We start from the raw sequence: 17,594 nt of genomic DNA, 5'->3' as shown, positions 1-17,594 counted from the left end.
GTCGTCGGGTGCGGGTGCGTGGGGGGTGCTCGCGCAGTTCCCCGCGCCCCTGAAAAGCCGGGGCTGCGCCCCGCGCTTTCCAGGCCCGCAGGGCCGTTGGCTTTCAGGCCCGCAGGGGCCTGGGCTTTCAGGGGCGCGGGGAACTGCGCGAGAAGCCCCACCGGAGCCGCACCCGCCGACGAACCTCGCACCCCGCCACCCTCAGGCGTCCGAAGACCTCACGAGGTCGCCCGGTCCGCCAGCGCCGCCGGCGGCTCGTCGTCCATCTCGAAGGCGAGCGGGAACGGGGCATGACCGGCGAGCCGGAACCACCGCACCTTGCGATGCCTGCGCAGCGCCCGTGCCGCCCGCACCGCGTCGTTGTGGAAGCGCCGCGCCATCGGCACCCGGCGCACGGCCTGGGCCAGTTCGTTCGCGGCGTCCTCCCCGCCCGGCGCCTCCCGCACCACCTCCACCTGCTGCGCGTCCGCGAACACGGCCCGCAGCGCCTGGCTCAGCTCGCTCTCGGCGACCTCGCGCTGCTCCTCCTCGGCCTGCCGGGCCGCGTGCGCCGCCTCGTAGAGGACGATCGAGGCGGCCGGGTCCAGCACCCCGGAGGTGGCCAGCTCCTGGGCGACCGACGCACGGCGCAGCAGCTGCGCGTCGAGCGCGGCGCGGGCGGCGTCGATGCGCGCGTGCAGTCGGTCGAGTCGTCCCGCGGTCCAGCTCAGATAGAGACCGATCGCGAAGAGGACGACGGCGATCCAGATGAGTGTCGAAGTCACGGGCGGCAAGGCTACTACCGGCGCCCGTCACCGCCGCGTACGACGTCGGCGCCCCGCGCCGGGCGCCGCGTGCTCAGTCCCGGGCCAGCCCCAACCGCGCTCGCAGTCCCCCTCGTTCGTCCGCCGCCACCGAGGCCGCCCCCTCCGTGACCGTCTCGTAGACGCCGAGGATGTCGGCCCCGACGGTGGACCAGTCGAAGCGCCGGACGTGGGCGCTGCCGCGGGCGCGGAGTTCGGCGCGGCGGTCCGGGTCGCCGAGCAGGCGTACGGCGGCCGTCGCGAGGGCGTCCGCGTCCTCGTTGGCGAAGAGCTCGCCCGCGTTGCCCTGGTCGAGGACCTGGGCGAAGGCGTCGAGGTCGGAGGCGAGGACGGGGGCGCCCGCGGACATGGCCTCGACGAGGATGATGCCGAAGCTCTCGCCCCCGGTGTTGGGGGCGACGTAGAGGTCGACGCTGCGCAGGAAGCGGGCCTTGTCCTCGTCGCTGACCATGCCGAGGAACTCGACGCGGGAGCGCAGCTCCTTCGGCAGCGTCTCCACCGCCTCCTCCTCGTCCCCGCGCCCGGCGACCAGCAGCCGGGTCTTCGGGCGCTCGGCGAAGATCCGCGGGAGCGCCTTCATCAGGACGGGCAGCCCCTTGCGGGGTTCGTCGATGCGGCCGACGAAGCCGAGGGTGTCGCCCTGCCACTCGGGCCGGGGCTTGGCGCGGGCGAAGAAGTCGACGTCGACGCCGTTCGGGATGACCACCGCGTCGCCGCCCAGGTGTTCGACCAGGGTGCGGCGGGCGTACTCGCTCACGGCGATCCGCGCGCTGATCTTCTCCAGCGCGGGCTGCAGGATCGGGTACGCCGCGATCATCGCCCGGGAGCGCGGGTTGGAGGTGTGGAAGGTGGCGACGATCGGGCCCTGCGCGGCCCAGCAGGCCAGCAGACCGAGCGAGGGGGAGGCCGGCTCGTGGATGTGGATCACGTCGAACGTGCCGTCGTGCAGCCAGCGCCGTACGCGCGCCGCCGACAGGAAACCGAAGTTCAGACGGGCCACCGAGCCGTTGTAGGGCACCGGGACCGCCCGGCCCGCCGAGACGACGTACGGCGGCAGCGGCGTGTCGTCGTCGGCGGGGGCGAGGACCGACACCTCGTGGCCGAGTCCGATGAGATGGTCGGCCAGGTCGCGGATGTGGAACTGGACTCCCCCGGGTACGTCCCAGGAGTACGGGCAGACGATCCCGATCCTCACGGGCGCCCCTTCTCGGATCCCGTGGCCTCGGAGCCGGCGTCGGGACCGGCCTCGGGGTTCTTCGCGGGGTCCAGGTCCGCGAGCCACAAGCGCTGGAGCATGTGCCAGTCCTCCGGGTGGTCGGCGATGCCGGTGGCGAAGGCGTCGGCCAGCGCCTGTGTCATGAGGGACGTCTTCTCGGCGCGGGTACCTGACTCGGGTACCTCGATGGGTGCGTGCACCTGTCCCCGCATCACCGGCGAGTCGTCGTACCAGAGTGTCACCGGCAGCAGCAGCGCGCCGGTCTGCTGGGCGAGGAGGGCCGGTCCGGCGGGCATCCGGGTGGGCTCGCCGAAGAAGCCGACCTCGACGCCGGACGCGGACAGGTCGCGGTCGGCGACCAGGCAGACGAGGCCGCCGTCGCGCAGCCGCCGGGCGAGGGTGCCGAAGGCGGAGCCGCCGCTGTGCGGCAGGACCTCCATGCCGAGGCCCTCGCGGTAGGCGACGAAGCGGTCGTAGAGCGTCTCGGGCCTGAGGCGTTCGGCGACCGTCGTGAACGGGGTCTTCAGCTCGGTGGTGACCCAGGCGCCGGCCAGGTCCCAGTTGGCGAGGTGCGGCAGGGCGAGTATGACGCCCCGGCCGGAGGCGAGGCCGTCGGTGAGGTGGTGCAGGTCCTTGGGCGTGAAACCGGTCCGGACGCGCTCCTCGCTCCAGGCCGGCAGCCGGAAGGACTCCATCCAGTAGCGCAGGTAGGAGCGCATGCCCGCGCGGGACAGCTCGGCGAGGCGCTCGGGGCTCGCGCCCGGCACCACGCGCGCGTAGTTGGCCTCCAGCCGGCGCACGAGAGGGCCGCGCCGCTTCCAGGTGGCGTCGGCGATCGTCCGGCCGAGGCGTACGGCGACGGGTTCCGGGAGCTTCTTGACGGTGGCCCAGCCGAGGCCGTACAGCCCGTCGGCCGCCCGCTCCCGCAGAGCGCTCACGGGGTCGCCTCGCTGTTGCGGGCGGCGTCCGGCGACTCCTGCGCGGGCGCGGCGACCGCCTCGGCCTCGGCCGCGGCCTCCGCCTCGGCCGACTCGCGACGGACGGTGACGACGCGCTGGATCAGGGTGACGAGACTGCCGACGGCGACGATCCACAGGGCGACGGGCAGCAGGACCTCGATGCCCGGCACACCGAACGCGTGCAGACCGGAGAGACCGGCCGCGACCAGCGAGATCACCAGGCGCTCGGCACGCTCCACCAGTCCGTTGACCGCCACCGGCAGCCCGATCGACTCACCGCGCGCCTTGGTGTACGACACGACCTGGCCGCTCGCCAGGCAGAAGATCGAGACGGCGCACAGCGCGAGGTCGTCGCCCTTGCCCGCGTACCAGAGGGCGAACCCACCGAAGATCGCGCCGTCGGCGACCCGGTCGAGCGTGGAGTCGAGGAACGCGCCCCAGCGGCTGGAGCGGCCCATCTGACGGGCCATGTTGCCGTCGACGAGGTCCGAGAAGACGAAGAGCGTGATGACGATCGTGCCCCAGAAGAACTCGCCCCGGGGGTAGAAGACCAACGCGCCCGCGATCACTCCGGCGGTGCCGATGAGGGTGACCGTGTCGGGGCTGACACCCCTGCGGATCAGAAACGCGGCGAACGGTGTGAGGACACGCGTGAAGAATGCACGCGCGTACTTGTTCAGCATGGCCTTCCCGAGGGTCGGTGTCGCCGCGTGGCCCCTGCTGGCCATCCGGCTGGCCCATCGTAGCCACGCGCGCGCGTGGCTGACCGTCGGGCACCGGCCCGCCGTGTCCCGGGGCCGTGGGGAGCGATCCCGTCCCCCGTATGGACGCGCGGTGACGCGAGTGGAAAGCTCGAAAGACACCGCGGGCGTCACCGGAGTCGACACCGCTGGGGTCCCCCGCCGACGAAGGTCCGGGGAGGATCCGCGTGTCCGCGCCCACAGTGACCTCACCGTGCACGGGAGGCAGACCATGGGCGACAAGGCGAACGCACATCCCGGAGCCGCCGGCAGGGCTACGGCGGCCGACCACCCCGCGTCCGTACGGAATGTGGTGCTGGTCGGCCACTCCGGTTCGGGCAAGACGACTCTGGTGGAGGCTCTCGCGCTGACGGCGGGGGCGGTGAACCGGGCGGGCCGTGTGGAGGACGGCGGCACCGTCTCCGACTACGACGAGATCGAACACCGGCAGCAACGCTCGGTGCAGCTCTCGCTCGTCCCCGTCGAATGGGGCGAGTACAAGATCAATCTGTTGGACACCCCCGGATACGCCGACTTCGTCGGGGAACTCAGGGCCGGTCTGCGAGCGGCGGACGCGGCCCTTTTCGTCGTCTCGGCCTCCGACGGCGTGGACGGCTCGACCCGCATGGTGTGGGAGGAGTGCGCGGCGGTCGGCATGCCCCGGGCGATCGTGGTGACCCACCTGGAGGCCGCGCGGGCGGACTTCGAGGAGATGACCCGTATCTGCGCGGAGACGTTCGGCGGGGACGACCCCGACGCCGTGCTGCCGCTCTATCTGCCGCTGCACGGCCCCCAGGGACCGGACGGGCACGCGCCCGTGACCGGGCTGACCGGTCTGCTGTCGCGGAAGCTGTTCGACTACTCCTCCGGTGAGCGCAAGGAGGCCGAGCCGGGCCCCGAGCAGCTGCCGGCCATCGAGGAGGCCCGCAACCGGCTCATCGAGGGGATCATCGCGGAGAGCGAGGACGAGACCCTCATGGACCGCTATCTCGGCGGTGAGGAGATCGACGTCACGACCCTCGTCGACGACCTGGAACGGGCCGTCGCCCGCGGAGTCTTCCATCCCGTGCTGGCCGCCGCCCCCGCCGCCGACGGCGCGCGACAGGGCCTCGGCACGGTCGAGCTGCTCGAACTGGTCACCGGCGGCTTCCCCACCCCCCTGGAGCGCGAGACGCCCGCCGTCACCACTCCCGAGGGCGCGCCCCGGGAGATCAAGGCGGCCTGCGACCCCGACGGCCCGCTGGTCGCCGAGGTCGTGAAGACCGCCAGCGACCCCTACGTGGGCCGTATCTCGCTGGTACGGGTCTTCTCCGGCACCCTGCGGCCCGACGCGACGGTGCACGTGTCCGGGCACGGGCTCGCCGACCGGGGGCACGAGGACCATGACGTCGACGAGCGGATCGGCGCCCTGTCCACGCCCTTCGGCAAGCAGCAGCGGACGCTCACGCACTGCATCGCGGGCGATCTGGCCTGTGTCGCGAAGCTGAGCCGCGCGGAGACCGGGGACACCCTGTCGGCCAAGGACGACCCGCTGCTCATGGAGCCGTGGGAGATGCCCGACCCCCTGCTCCCCCTCGCCATCCAGGCACACAGCAAGGCGGACGAGGACAAGCTCTCCCAGGGGCTGGCCCGGCTGGTCGCCGAGGACCCGACCATGCGGCTCGAACAGAACCAGGACACCCACCAGGTCGTCCTGTGGTGCCTGGGCGAGGCGCACGCGGACGTGGCCCTGGAACGGCTGCGCGGCCGGTACGGCGTCCAGGTCGACGTCGTACCGCACCGGGTCTCCCTGCGCGAGACGTTCGCCGACAGGTCGGCCGGGCGCGGCCGGCACGTGAAGCAGTCCGGCGGCCACGGGCAGTACGCGATCTGCGAGATCGAGGTGGAGCCGCTGCCCGGTGGCTCCGGCATCGAGTTCGTCGACAAGGTCGTCGGCGGAGCCGTGCCGAGGCAGTTCATCCCGTCCGTCGAGAAGGGGGTGCGGGCCCAGGCCGCCAAGGGCGTCGTGGCCGGCTATCCGCTCATCGACGTACGGATCACGCTGCGGGACGGCAAGGCCCACTCGGTGGACTCCTCGGACGCCGCGTTCCAGACGGCGGGCGCGCTGGCGCTGCGCGAGGCCGCGACGGACGCGAGGATCCATCTCCTGGAGCCGGTGGCCGAGGTGTCGGTGCTGGTCGGCGACTCGTACGTGGGCCCCGTGATGAGCGATCTGTCGGGGCGGCGCGGCCGCGTCGTCGGGACCGAGCAGGCGGGCGGCGGGCGCACCCTGGTCCGGGCCGAGGTACCGGAGATCGAGATCGACCGGTACGCCGTCGATCTGCGCTCCCTCTCCCACGGCACCGCGCGCTTCGGCCGCCGGTACACGCGGCACGAGCCGATGCCCTCCCACGTGGCCGAGAAGGTGCGCGAACAGATCAAGGAGCACTGACGGGCCGGGGCCGCGTCGAAGGTCCCGGTCCCCGGGGTTTGATCCGGGCATGAATCCGGCGGTGTGCCGGCGAACGGTTTCCGGCCGTTCTTCCGGCCGCCGTCGGCGGGACGGTCGTGGGGCCGCCGCCGGGCGATGACGGGAGAACACCGGTCCACGGTCGGCGGGTTCCGTGAATGTCCGTTCTCGCACCGCGCGGTGTCCGTCGCTGCGGATACGCTGATCACCTGATCGACAAGTATGGCTCGATCGGGCTCGGATCGGGCGATGACCTGATCAACAGGTGTGCGGAGCACGGAAGTCGGGAAGAGCCGCAGGAGCGAGTGTGCGGCGATGGGGGCGGCGGCGGTGGCGGACAATTTCGATTTCACTCCCGGGGCACAGGTGCCGCTGATGGGCACCGCGGGCCAGACGGCGGCCACGTACGCCCTGGCGTCCGCGGCCTACCGGGACAACGAGATCGCGGAGATCCTCAAGGCCAACAACGACTGGCACAAGTCCGCGGTCAAACCGGGCCGGAAGTGGGCGACCATCTTCCGGCCGAACCTCGGGGAGGCGTTCTCCCTCGCGGTGCGGGACCGGATGGTCGGCGCGGGCCGCAAACCCCTCATCCAGTCCTTCGGCATGGAGCCACAGGTCGTCGTCGAGCACTGCCTCGCGGCGAACAACATCCGCCGGGAGCGCGACAACTGGCTCTCGGCGGTGATGGTCCTGTGCGGCCTGCTCTTCCTGCCCGGCCTGCTGCTCTGGCTGCTCGTCTTCCAGATCCGATCGACGGTCGCCAAGCGCGACAAGCGCGCCGGCGCCCTCGGCACCACCCTGCTGGTCGCCGTGGGCGCCCTCGCCGTGATCTTCCTGCTCCGGATGCCGTTCGACGGGATCTGGGCCTGGTACGCGCGGGCCTGTGTGGTGCTGCCCGTGGCCGGCTGGTTCTGGGCCAAGCAGATCTGTGAGCGCGCCGCCGCAGACCTGCGGGACCGGTGGGCCGGCCTGCTGGCCGGCGGCGGGGTCGGCGCCAAGATCCCCGAGGCCGTGCCCGGCAGCCCCAACGAGACCAAGGCCGAGCAGCTGCGCAAGGAGCTGGCCCGGCTCAGCGCCGAGCAGCGGTCCAACCTCGTGTTCTACGCCGGGCCCAAGGGCATCCTCGGCATGGGCACCCGCTGGGGCGCCTGGCAGCTCGCCGAGGATCTCGTGCCGGCCGAGTCCGGCAAGGAGATCCACCCGTTCCGCAGCTGGGACGTCATACGCGCCATCCACGACCAGCTGCGCATGCTGGAGCGCACCCCCCTCAACACCGGTGGTTTCACGGCGCCCTCCATCAAGCACTGGGTCGTCAGCCCCATCGGCGAGGGTGCCGGCGCCGTGGCCCGCCCCGAGAGCACCGACGTGGACGCCTACCAGTTCAAGTCGCACGCGATACAGGAGATCTGCAACAAGCAGCACTTCGGCAGCGGCAACCGGCACTACCTGGGGGTCCAGTGGACGCTCTGGGACGGCCAGTTGATCATCACCATGATGGTCACGGTCACCGTGCTGCACCAGACGCTCCGCATCGAGGTGACCGGACACGCCCTGGGCCCGGTGCACGGTCTGTTCACGACCGGGCCGGCGGCCAAGGAGAAAGAGGTCCAGAAGTCGCTGAGGTTCTGGGAGACCCGCAAGGTGAAGCTCCCCCTCGTCGACGCGGACGAGGTCGTACGGCTCGCCGCGCGCGCCCCGCTGACCTGGTATCCGCCGCTGCTCAACTGGCTCGGCGGGTCCATCGGCCTGCCCGAGCCGTTCGGTCTGCGGCACGCCTGGGCCGACCAGCCCTGGCGGCACCGCTTCATGGCCGACGACGCGCTGCGCGCCGCCACGCCGGTGCTCCGCGTGGTGCACAACGCCGCGATCAAGGTCCTGAAGGACAACGGCGTGGACACCGAGAAGTTCGGCTCACGGGCCGGGTTCCTCAGCGGGGCGGTGCAGGACGTGTCGCCGCGGAAGGCGGACCTCTACGACGCGTGAGCGCTGCGCTGGCTTGGGCCGGGGGGTGCGTGGAGTGTGGGGCGCCGTATTCGTCCGCGGCCCGGTGGGGCTTCTCGCGCAGTTCCCCGCGCCCCTGAGAAGCAGGGGCTGCGCCCCTTGCTTCTCAGGCCCTACCCCCTGGCGGCTACGCCGTCGGCCATGCCTCCGCGAGCATCTTCCTGGTGTCGGCCAGGAGTTGGGGCAGGATGCGGGTGTGGCCGACGACCGGCATGAAGTTGGTGTCGCCGCCCCAGCGGGGAACGATGTGCTGGTGGAGGTGGGCGGCGATACCGGCGCCCGCGACCGTGCCCTGGTTCATGCCGATGTTGAACCCGTGCGCACCCGACGCGGCGCGCAGGGCGGTCATGGACTGCTTGGTCAGCTCGGCCAGCTCGGCGGTCTCCGGGCCGGTGAGGTCCGTGTAGTCGGCGACGTGGCGGTAGGGGACGACCATGAGGTGGCCGCCGTTGTACGGGTAGAGGTTGAGCACCGCGTACACATGCTCCCCGCGCCTGATGATCAGGCCGTCCTCGTCCGACTTCGCCGGGATCGTGCAGAACGGACAGCCGTCGTCGGCCCCAGGACCGGTCGGCTTGTTCTCACCCTGGATGTACGCCATCCGGTGGGGTGTCCACAGGCGCTGGAACGCGTCCTGCGTTCCCACTCCGATCTGCTGCTCCGGCTCACTCGTCATGCAGTGCAGCATATTGCTTCGCCCGTTCGCGGCGTGTCGGCGGGTACCGGAGCGGGACGGGCGGGGCCAAGCTGAGGCGATGGACCTCGACAGCCGCGCGCTCCGCTGGGAGCAGCGCACCGGACGCGTCCTCGCCGGAGCGTCGGCCCTCTTCCTCGGCTCGTACGCGGTACGGGTGCTCGCCCACGGCCTTCCCCAGGTCTGGCTCGACCTCTGTCTCGCGGTGACCATGGCGTGCTGGGCGGTCTTCGCCCTCGACTACGGCGTGCGCTGGCGGCTGAGCGGGCTGGGCCCGAGGTTCGTACGCGTCCACTGGCTGGACACCGTCGTACTGGTGCTGCCGCTGCTGCGGCCGCTGCGCGTCGTGCAGATCCACGACGCCGTTCAGCGTCACCACGAGCGGCCGCGGCTCTCCCTGCACGCGCGCGTGGCCGTCTACGCGGGCCTGTCGGTGACCCTGCTCGGCTTCACCGGTGCCCTCGCCGTCTACCAGCAGGAGCACGACGCACCGGGCGCGACGATCCTGACCTTCGGGGACGCCGTGTGGTGGACCTGCTCGACGCTCGCCACGGTCGGGTACGGGGACGTCACCCCCGTGACGCCGATGGGCCGGACGATCGCCGTGTTCCTGATGGCCTGCGGTCTCGCCCTGCTCGGCACGGTGACGGGGTCGTTCGGGTCGTGGCTGATCCAGGTGTTCGCGCGGGAGGACGAGGGGAGGCCCCCGGCGAGCTGAACTCTCCGGGGGCCTCCCTCGACCACGGGGCGCGGGTGCGCATCAGATCTGGACGCGGTCCTCCACGACCTTGGCGATCTTGGCGATGGCCTCCTCGACGGGGATGCCGTTCTCCTGGGAGCCGTCGCGGTAGCGGAAGGAGACGGCACCGGCGGCCATGTCCTCGTCACCGGCGATGACCATGAACGGCACCTTGGCCTTCTGGGCGTTGCGGATCTTCTTCTGCATGCGGTCGGAGGAGGCGTCGACGTCGACGCGCAGACCCTTCCTCTTCGCCTCGGCGGCAAACTTCTGCAGGTACTCCACGTGCGCGTCGCCGATCGGGATACCGACCGCCTGGACGGGCGCCAGCCAGGCCGGGAACGCGCCCGCGTAGTGCTCAAGGAGGACGGCGAAGAACCGCTCGATGGAGCCGAACAGGGCGCGGTGGATCATGACCGGGCGCTGCTTGGAGCCGTCCGGGCCGGTGTACTCCAGGTCGAAGCGCTCGGGCAGGTTGAAGTCGAGCTGCACGGTCGACATCTGCCAGGTGCGGCCGATCGCGTCCTTCACCTGGACGGAGATCTTCGGTCCGTAGAAGGCGGCGCCACCCGGGTCCGGGACCAGCAGCAGCCCCTGCTTCTCGGCCACCTGACGCAGTGTCTCCGTGGACTCCTCCCAGATCTCGTCCGAGCCGACGAACTTCTCCGGGTCCTTGGTCGACAGCTCCAGGTAGAAGTCGGTGAGGCCGTAGTCGCGGAGCAGGTTCAGGACGAAGGTGAGCGTCTTGTCGAGCTCCTCCGCCATCTGCTCCTTGGTGCAGTAGATGTGCGCGTCGTCCTGGGTGAAGCCCCGGGCGCGGGTCAGGCCGTGTACGACGCCCGACTTCTCGTACCGGTACACGGTCCCGAACTCGAAGAGGCGCAGCGGGAGTTCACGGTAGGAACGGCCGCGGGCGTCGAAGATCAGGTTGTGCATCGGGCAGTTCATGGGCTTGAGGTAGTAGTCCACGCCCTCGTCGAGCTGCATGGGCGGGTACATGCCGTCGGCGTACCAGTCCAGGTGACCCGAGGTCTCGAAGAGCTTCCCCTTCGTCGCGTGCGGGGTGTAGACGAACTCGTAGCCCTCCTCCTCGTGCCGGCGGCGCGAGTAGTCCTCCATCACCCGGCGGATGATGCCGCCCTTGGGGTGGAAGACGGCGAGGCCGGAGCCGATCTGGTCCGGGATGGAGAACAGGTCGAGTTCGTTGCCCAGCTTGCGGTGGTCGCGCTTCTCGGCCTCGGCGAGGAAGTCGAGGTGCGCCTTCAGCTCCTCCTTGGAGGGCCAGGCGGTGCCGTAGATGCGCTGGAGCATCGGGTTCTTCTCGCTGCCGCGCCAGTACGCGGCGGCGTTGCGCATCAGCTTGAACGCGGGGATGTTGCGGGTGGTGGGCAGGTGGGGGCCCCGGCAGAGGTCCTTCCAGCACAGGTCACCGGTCTTGGCGTCCAGGTTGTCGTAGATCGTCAGCTCGCCGGCGCCGACCTCGACGTCCGCGCCGTCGTCGGAGGAGGCGGAGCCCTTGAGGCCGATCAGCTCCAGCTTGTACGGCTCGTCCGCCAGCTCCTCGCGGGCGGCCTCGTCGGTGACGACGCGGCGCGAGAAGCGCTGGCCACGCCGCTGGATCTCCTGCATCTTCTTCTCGACGGCCTTGAGATCCTCGGGGGTGAACGGCTTCTCGACGTCGAAGTCGTAGTAGAACCCGTCCCGCACCGGCGGCCCGATGCCCAGCTTCGCCTCGGGGAACAGCTCCTGCACCGCCTGCGCCATCACGTGCGCGGTGGAGTGGCGCAGGATGTTCAGGCCGTCCTCGGAGGAGATCTCCACGGGCTCGACGGTCTCGCCGTCGCGCACCTCGTACGCGAGGTCCTTCAGCTCCCCGGCCACGCGTGCGGCGACGACGGTGCGCTCACCGGTGAAGAGATCGGCGGCCGTAGTGCCCGTCGTCACCACGCGCTCTTCCCGCTCGGAATCGCGTTGGATGATCACACGGACGTCGGACACCGGTCTCTCCTGCCTGAAGGGGACCACTTACGGATTTCCGTAGGTGGTCCCCGAATCGTACCGAGCCGGGGGTGCCCCCTGCGAAACGGTTAACGACGGAGGCCGTCAGTCCCCTCCGCACGCCTCCTCGAAGAAGGCCGTGATCTCCGCGGTCTCCTGCAGCGACTTCATCAGCCGGTCCCGCTCCGCCTCGTCGACCTGCACGGGCGCGATGCCGTCGGCGTCCGTGAGGCGCCGGAACCCGCCGCGGCTCTCCAGCCTCCCTCGCACCCGGACCGGCAGCCCCACGAGATGGGCCTGTCCCGCGATCCGGTACGACTCCTCGTCCAGGGTCATACGGACGTGCGGCACCTCGGCTCCGGCGAGGACCCGCAGCCGTACGGTGCCCTCGCCGCGCCCGGCGGACCGCCGCATCCGCACCACGGCCCCGGTGATCCGCACCGGCATCGAGGGCTCCGCCCGCAGATAGCGGGCCCCGGCCTCGCGCAGCACGGGCAGGTCGCCCGGGGAGAACTCGACGGGCTCGGCCGGTGACGCGCCGCCCTCGGGGACCCCGGCGGCCGGCGCCCAGTCGACGGCGACCCGGGCGCCCTCGGTGCCGCGGACGAGGGCGACGAGCGCCTCGGTCAGCTCATGGCTGACCCCGGCCTCGACGGCGCCGTCGAAGGCGTCCATGCCACCGGTCGCGCGCCGGTAGTCGATGGCCTCGCGGGCGGCGTAGAGAGCCTGGTGCAGGCGCAGGGCGAGGGGGCGGCCGGTGGCCACGGGGACGAAGGCGGTGAGGCGGCGGCCGCCGGGCGCGGCGCCGACGAGGACGCTGTCCAGGGAGGCGGCGGCGGGCAGCCGGTGCCGGGCGCCGTAGTACCCGGCACGCGCGCGGGTGGCCAGCGCGGCCGCGAGGAGCATCTGGCGGGCGGCCGAGCGGAGTTGGTCCTCGACCCCCCAGGAGGCGGTGCCCAGGGCGCCGGTCGGCACGTCCCGCCACCAGTGGATCTCGTCGCTGGGCACGGTGAGGGCGACCAGCACGTCCCGTGCGGCGGGTGACCCGCTGCGGGAGAGGGCCGTGAGGGCCTCGCCGAGCAGGTCGTCGCTGTCGGGGAAGGCCCGGTTCTCGGGCACGAGGAGGCTCATGCCGCGCCCGGCGGGCCCCGGCGGGGTCCAGCGGCCGTACCGGCCGGCGGCTCCGCCGCGCCGCTGCCAGCCGTGCCGGTGCAGCAGGGCGCCGAGGACGGCGGGGTCGACCTGGTCGGGGTCGGGCGGCCGGGTCCAGGTGGGCTCGACGGGGTGGGGGCGCACCGGGCGTGCGGGCTCCCCGAGGGGACGGCGTACGGGCGCGCCCTCCTGGTGGGGACGGGGCGTCCGGTCGTCGTCGATGGGGCCGTGGGTCACGGTCTGCCTCCGGTTCCGACCCGCGTCATGATCTCGCAGAGCGCTCGGTCGTCGAAGATGCGCGAGGTCGGTATGCGCACGGTGGTGCGCCGCCGGCCGGTGATCGGGTGTCCGGCGAGGTTGATCCAGTAGCAGCAGTGCCGCAGGTCGAGCCGGTCGTGGCCGGCGCGCAGCCACTGCTCCTGCGAGCGGGGGACGATCATCACGACCAGGATCTTGTGCACCGAGACGGGGGTGCGGGCCAGCTTCGCCAGGTGCTGGTTGTCGAGGGTGAAGGAGAAGAACCGGCCCGCCGGGTTGGGCGCGAGCTGGTAGGTGGCCTTGAGCTGCACCTTGATGGTGACCTCGTCGTCGACCGTGTGACCGGGCGAGCCGTGGCTGACGTGCCAGTCGATGCCGTTGTCCGGAAAGGGCTGGGAGAGCGAGCAGCCCGCCGCCGCGGCCACCGCGTGCAGATAGCCCACCTGCAGGGTCTCCATGCAGGCGGTGGTGGCGAGGGAGCCGCGGAGCGGTGCCGCGTGCTCGGGCAGCAGCCCGCCCCGCTCGGGCTGCGCAATGGCCATGACCAACAGCCTTCCAGTGCTGGTGTTTCCCCGTACCGAGCCGCTGAACTGCGCAGACCCGTACTTCTGTTGTCTCCTTCCGGCGTACGGCGCAAACAGCCCGGGTATCACCAAACTGGCAGAAGACGGGACGTCAGCTGCCGTGGGTGAACGAGGAGTTGTGGACACATGACGTGTTGGTACGAGGGGCCCTTGGCGGCGTTCGACACGGAGACCACGGGTGTGGACGTCGAGACCGACCGGATCGTGTCGGCGGCCGTGGTCGTCCAGGACGCGCCCGGCACCCGCCCCCGGGTGACCCGGTGGCTGGTGAACCCGGGCGTGCCGGTGCCCGCCGGGGCGACGGCGGTGCACGGGCTGACGGACGAGCGGTTGCAGCGCGACGGCCGGTGGCCGGCGCCGGTGATGGAGGAGATAGCCAGGGCGCTGGCGGAGCAGGCGGTGCGCGGCCGTCCGCTGGTCGTCATGAACGCGCCGTTCGATCTGACGCTGCTGGACCGTGAGTTGCGGCGGCACCGCGCCTCGTCGCTGGACCGCTGGTTCGAGGCGACGCCGTTGCGTGTTCTCGATCCCCGGGTCCTGGACAAGCATCTGGACCGCTACCGCAAGGGCCGGCGCACGCTCACCGACCTGTGCGCGCACTACGAGGTCGTGCTGGACGGCGCGCACGACGCGGGAGCGGACGCCCAGGCGGCGATGGACGTCGTCCGCGCGGTGGGGCGCCGTTTCGCGACCCGGCTGGCCCGCCTCTCCCCCGCCGAACTGCACACGCTGCAGGCCGTGTGGCACGCGGCGCAGGCCCGGGGGCTGCAGGCCTGGTTCGCGCGCAGCGGCTCGGAGGAGGCGGTCGACCCTGCGTGGCCGCTGCGTCCGGATCTGCCGGCGGCGGCATGAGAAAAGCCGGTCCGCGTCTGCGGACCGGCTCTACCCGGTGGGCGATACTGGGTTCGAACCAGTGACCTCTTCGGTGTGAACGAAGCGCTCTCCCACTGAGCTAATCGCCCGGGAACGGACTGAACAATACAGGTCCCGGCGGGTCTGGTTCAAACTGCTTGGCCAGGTGCCGTGAGGTACGCGAGGAGTCCTCGTCGTCCTGCCCGCATCATCAGGGCGTGGTTGGCGCGGAACACGGGCCGTCCCGGTACGGCCAGCCGTCTCAGCAGGGGTTTGGTGACGTCGACTTCCTGGTCGTAGCGGGCGAGGGTGCCGGGCCCGTCGGCGCCGACCGTCCAGCGGGCCCATCCGTTCAGGTCGCCGGTCATCTCGATCTCCAGGACGCCGGCCGCCGCGTCGCGCCGTACCGCCCGCGCGGTGAGGACGAGGGCGTACGGCACGACCGAGCGGATCCGGAGGGTTCCGGTGGTGTCGTCGATCCGCGTCACCTCGCGGACCTGCGGCCACCAGCGCGGATAGTCCTCCGGCCGCTGGAGCACGTCGTACACGGCGGCGGGCGGCACGGGCAGGTTCCAGTGACTGCGGAAGCGGTAGTGGCACCAGTCCATGGTCGGATTGTGCCCGGGCGGGGGTCCTTCGTGGGGGATCTGAGTACCTCGATGAGTACGCGCACTCATGTCGGGCCGCGTGACGCCGACCACACTCCGTGGCATGACGCACTTTCCGTCCCCGGCCGAGGAGCTGCGGGTCCTCGACGCCGAGCTGCGGCAGCTCGACGCCCGCCGCGCCTTCCTGCTGGCCCGCCGCGCGTGGCTGCTGAACGTCCTGTACGCGCCGACGGCCGCACCCACCGCTCCCTCCGTACCGCCCGTGCGGCGCCCCGAGACGACGGCGCCGAGCGTCCAGAACGTGCTGCTGATCCTCGGGGGCGTCCTGCTGACCGTCGCGGCGATCGCGTTCACGCTGGTCAGCTGGGGAGACATGGGAATCGCGGGCCGGGCTCTGGTTCTCGGCGCGGTGACCGTGGCCGCGCTCGGCACCCCGGTGCCGCTCTTGCGTCGCGGCCTGCGCTCGACCGCCGAGACGGTGTCCGGTCTCGGCCTCGCTCTGACGGTCCTGGACGCGTACGCCCTGCACGAGGTCGTGTTCACCGGGGCGGACGGCACGGGGTACGCGGCTGCCGCGTCGGCCGTGCTGGCGGTGATGTGGGCAGCGTACGGGCCGGTACTCGGCGCGCTGGTGCCCCGGGCCGCGGACACCGACTCGGCGATCACCCGCACCGTCCTCGGTCTGCCGCTCCCCCTCGCCCTCGTCGCCGCTCAACTTCCCTGTGTCCTCTGGTCGTTCGCGATGAACGCGGACGTGGAGACGGTCACGGCCGTGGTGCTGGTGACAGCGGCGGCCGACACCGCGATCGCGCTCCGCGTGTCCCTCAAGCCGGTACGGATCGTCGCCGTCGTGGGCGCGATCGGCTGGGGTGCCTGGGGTGTCCTGGCGGCCGGGTGGCTCTCGTGGGCCGCCGCCGGCCCGGGCGCTGCCGCCCGTGCGGCGGCGCTCCTCGCCCTCGCCGCGGCGATCGCCCTGACCACCGCCTGGCTCACCCCGAAGCCGGCCCCGGCCCTCGGCACCGCAGTCGCCGGAGGACTGCTCGCGGTGACGGGCCTCGGCGGCATCGCCCGCGCGGTCCTGCCCGACGTGTGGACGGTCCCGGGCTATCTGCTCTGCGGGATCGCCTTGTTGGCCACCGTACGGACGTCCGCTCCCGAGCCCGTACGTCGAGGCCTCGCCCACGCCTCCGCCGTCGTCCAGGCCCTCGCCCTGGCCACCGCGCTGCCGGTCGTGGCCATCGCGCTGCTCGGCCCGGTCAGCCGGCTGGAGCGCATCTGGTCCGGCGCGCCCGAGGACGCCCGCGCGGCGGTGACGCTCGACGTGCCGTGGCCCCCGAACGCGGCGACCGTGCCCCTCATGTTCGCCGTGGTCGCCGGAGTACTGGCTTTGACCGCGCGCACCGCCTCGTGGCGCACCCAGGCCCTGGTCAGTGCCTTCGTCCTCACCTGGGCGACGGCCCTGGTGCTCCCGGCGGTCCTCGAACTGCCGTACACGGCGGGGCTGGTGGCGCACGGCCTCGTGTGCTTGGCCACGCTCGCCTTCGCGGGCCTCGCACGGTCGACGGAAACCCCCCGGCTCCGGGCACCGCTGCCCCTCACCGGCGCGCTCCTGGCCCTCGTCACGTCCCTGAACCTCGCCCTCCAGTCCCTCGCCTCCGAACCGGTGACCCTCACCGTCCTCGCCGCCTCCACGGTCCTCTTCGCGGCGGCGGCATGGCGCACGGGCCTCGGCCCCCTCACCGCGCCCACCTCCCTCGTCCACGCCACCGCCCTGGCCTGCGCGACCGGCGCCTCGGTCGGCTGGGAGCCGCGCCACACGGCGCTGCTCGTCCTCACCGTCCCGGCCGTCTCGGCCCTGCTCGCGGCCCGCCTCGGCGACTCGCCCCTGACCGTCCCGGTCGAGGCGACCGGCGCCGCCGCCGGCCTGCTTGCCATCGGCCTGTCCGCCACGCACCCGCCCCTGCTGGCCCTGGCCCTCGCGCTCTGCGGAGTCATCGTCACGGGCACAGCCGTACGGCCGGACCGCCGCCGGCTCGGTCACGCGGCCACCGCGCTGTTCGTCCTGGCCGCCTGGGTGCGGCTGGCGGCCTGGGACGTCGGCTCACCGGAGGCGTACACCCTGCCGGTGACCGTCCCGGCCCTGCTCGTCGGCCATCTGCGCCGACGCCGGGACCTGGCCGTCTCGTCCTGGACGGCGTACGGCCCGGGGCTCGCCGTCACGCTCGTTCCGAGCCTCGTGGCGGCCTGGGGCGACACCCACTGGCTCCGCCCCCTGCTGCTGGGCACGGCCGCCCTGGCGGTCACCCTCCTCGGCGCCCGCCACCGCCTCCAGGCACCCCTCCTTCTCGGCGGCGCCACCCTCGCCCTGGTCACCCTGCACGAACTGGCCCCGTACCTCGCCCAGGTGGTCGACGCCCTCCCCCGTTGGGCGCCTCCCGCCCTGGCGGGCCTGCTCCTGCTGACGGCGGGCGCCACCTACGAACAACGCCTGCGCGACGCCCGCCGCGTACGGGACCTCCTGGGAAGGCTGAGCTGAGG

14 protein-coding genes and 1 tRNA gene are annotated in these 17,594 nt (G+C 72.2%); 5 read left to right on the top strand and 10 right to left on the bottom strand.

Translation table 11 applies throughout. The features are described from left to right. Window positions 1–218 precede the first annotated feature (218 nt). The 4 genes from SCAB_RS35845 to pgsA all read right to left on the bottom strand — a co-directional run bounded on the left by SCAB_RS35845 (window position 219) and on the right by pgsA (window position 3,706). Window positions 219–764: a LemA family protein gene (locus SCAB_RS35845; protein WP_037725772.1), complete on the bottom strand. Its 546-nt coding sequence runs from the start codon at window positions 762–764 to the stop codon at window positions 219–221. Between the two features lie 73 nt (window positions 765–837). Continuing rightward, entirely contained in the window at window positions 838–1,998 is a 1,161-nt protein-coding gene (locus SCAB_RS35840) for a glycosyltransferase family 4 protein (RefSeq protein WP_013005000.1), read from the bottom strand. Then, window positions 1,995–2,957: a phosphatidylinositol mannoside acyltransferase gene (locus SCAB_RS35835; protein WP_013004999.1), complete on the bottom strand. Its 963-nt coding sequence runs from the start codon at window positions 2,955–2,957 to the stop codon at window positions 1,995–1,997. Before SCAB_RS35835 ends, SCAB_RS35840 begins: the two co-directional genes overlap by 4 nt. Beyond that, a complete protein-coding gene (gene pgsA, locus SCAB_RS35830) occupies window positions 2,954–3,706 on the bottom strand; it encodes a phosphatidylinositol phosphate synthase (protein ID WP_013004998.1) in 753 nt (250 codons plus the stop codon). Before pgsA ends, SCAB_RS35835 begins: the two co-directional genes overlap by 4 nt. Window positions 3,707–3,950: 244 nt before the next feature. Between pgsA and SCAB_RS35825 the strand changes: the two genes are divergently transcribed. Next, the gene (locus tag SCAB_RS35825) at window positions 3,951–6,149 is read left to right on the top strand and encodes an elongation factor G-like protein EF-G2 (protein WP_013004997.1); all 2,199 of its coding nucleotides are present in this window, start codon (window positions 3,951–3,953) and stop codon (window positions 6,147–6,149) included. A gap of 333 nt (window positions 6,150–6,482) precedes the next feature. Beyond that, on the top strand, window positions 6,483–8,153 hold the full coding sequence (locus tag SCAB_RS35820) for a hypothetical protein (protein ID WP_013004996.1): 1,671 nt from the start codon (window positions 6,483–6,485) through the stop codon (window positions 8,151–8,153). A 145-nt stretch (window positions 8,154–8,298) separates the two neighbouring features. Here SCAB_RS35820 and SCAB_RS35815 read toward each other — a convergent pair whose 3' ends face one another. Continuing rightward, entirely contained in the window at window positions 8,299–8,859 is a 561-nt protein-coding gene (locus SCAB_RS35815) for an HIT family protein (RefSeq protein WP_037725665.1), read from the bottom strand. Window positions 8,860–8,926: 67 nt separating this feature from the next. Between SCAB_RS35815 and SCAB_RS35810 the strand changes: the two genes are divergently transcribed. Beyond that, window positions 8,927–9,583, top strand: coding sequence for a potassium channel family protein (locus tag SCAB_RS35810; RefSeq protein ID WP_013004994.1), 657 nt, complete (start codon window positions 8,927–8,929; stop codon window positions 9,581–9,583). Window positions 9,584–9,625: 42 nt separating this feature from the next. Here the strand turns inward: SCAB_RS35810 and thrS are convergent, their stop codons facing one another. The 3 genes from thrS to SCAB_RS35795 all read right to left on the bottom strand — a co-directional run bounded on the left by thrS (window position 9,626) and on the right by SCAB_RS35795 (window position 13,554). Beyond that, complete coding sequence (gene thrS / locus SCAB_RS35805) at window positions 9,626–11,602, bottom strand: threonine--tRNA ligase (RefSeq protein ID WP_013004993.1); 1,977 nt, start codon at window positions 11,600–11,602, stop codon at window positions 9,626–9,628. Window positions 11,603–11,707: 105 nt separating this feature from the next. Beyond that, window positions 11,708–12,976, bottom strand: coding sequence for a hypothetical protein (locus tag SCAB_RS35800; RefSeq protein WP_049875891.1), 1,269 nt, complete (start codon window positions 12,974–12,976; stop codon window positions 11,708–11,710). 11 nt (window positions 12,977–12,987) lie between these two features. Beyond that, a complete protein-coding gene (locus SCAB_RS35795) occupies window positions 12,988–13,554 on the bottom strand; it encodes a DUF4365 domain-containing protein (RefSeq protein ID WP_037725663.1) in 567 nt (188 codons plus the stop codon). 168 nt (window positions 13,555–13,722) lie between these two features. Between SCAB_RS35795 and SCAB_RS35790 the strand changes: the two genes are divergently transcribed. Further along, window positions 13,723–14,448 carry a 3'-5' exonuclease gene (locus tag SCAB_RS35790; RefSeq protein WP_037725662.1) on the top strand — a complete coding sequence of 242 codons (726 nt, stop codon included), beginning with the start codon at window positions 13,723–13,725 and terminating at the stop codon, window positions 14,446–14,448. Window positions 14,449–14,486: 38 nt separating this feature from the next. Here SCAB_RS35790 and SCAB_RS35785 read toward each other — a convergent pair. Both SCAB_RS35785 and SCAB_RS35780 read right to left on the bottom strand, forming a co-directional pair. Beyond that, window positions 14,487–14,558, bottom strand: a tRNA-Val gene (locus SCAB_RS35785). Between the two features lie 39 nt (window positions 14,559–14,597). After that, complete coding sequence (locus SCAB_RS35780) at window positions 14,598–15,056, bottom strand: SRPBCC family protein (protein ID WP_037725661.1); 459 nt, start codon at window positions 15,054–15,056, stop codon at window positions 14,598–14,600. Window positions 15,057–15,159: 103 nt separating this feature from the next. Here SCAB_RS35780 and SCAB_RS35775 point away from each other — a divergent pair, with 103 nt between their 5' ends. Further along, complete coding sequence (locus tag SCAB_RS35775) at window positions 15,160–17,592, top strand: SCO7613 C-terminal domain-containing membrane protein (RefSeq protein ID WP_231885167.1); 2,433 nt, start codon at window positions 15,160–15,162, stop codon at window positions 17,590–17,592. Window positions 17,593–17,594: the final 2 nt, after the last annotated feature.

Source organism: Streptomyces scabiei 87.22, assembly GCF_000091305.1.
Lineage (GTDB): Bacteria > Actinomycetota > Actinomycetes > Streptomycetales > Streptomycetaceae > Streptomyces > Streptomyces scabiei.
The sequence above is the reverse complement of the archived record's forward strand: the minus strand, read 5'-3'. Positions and strand labels throughout refer to the sequence as shown.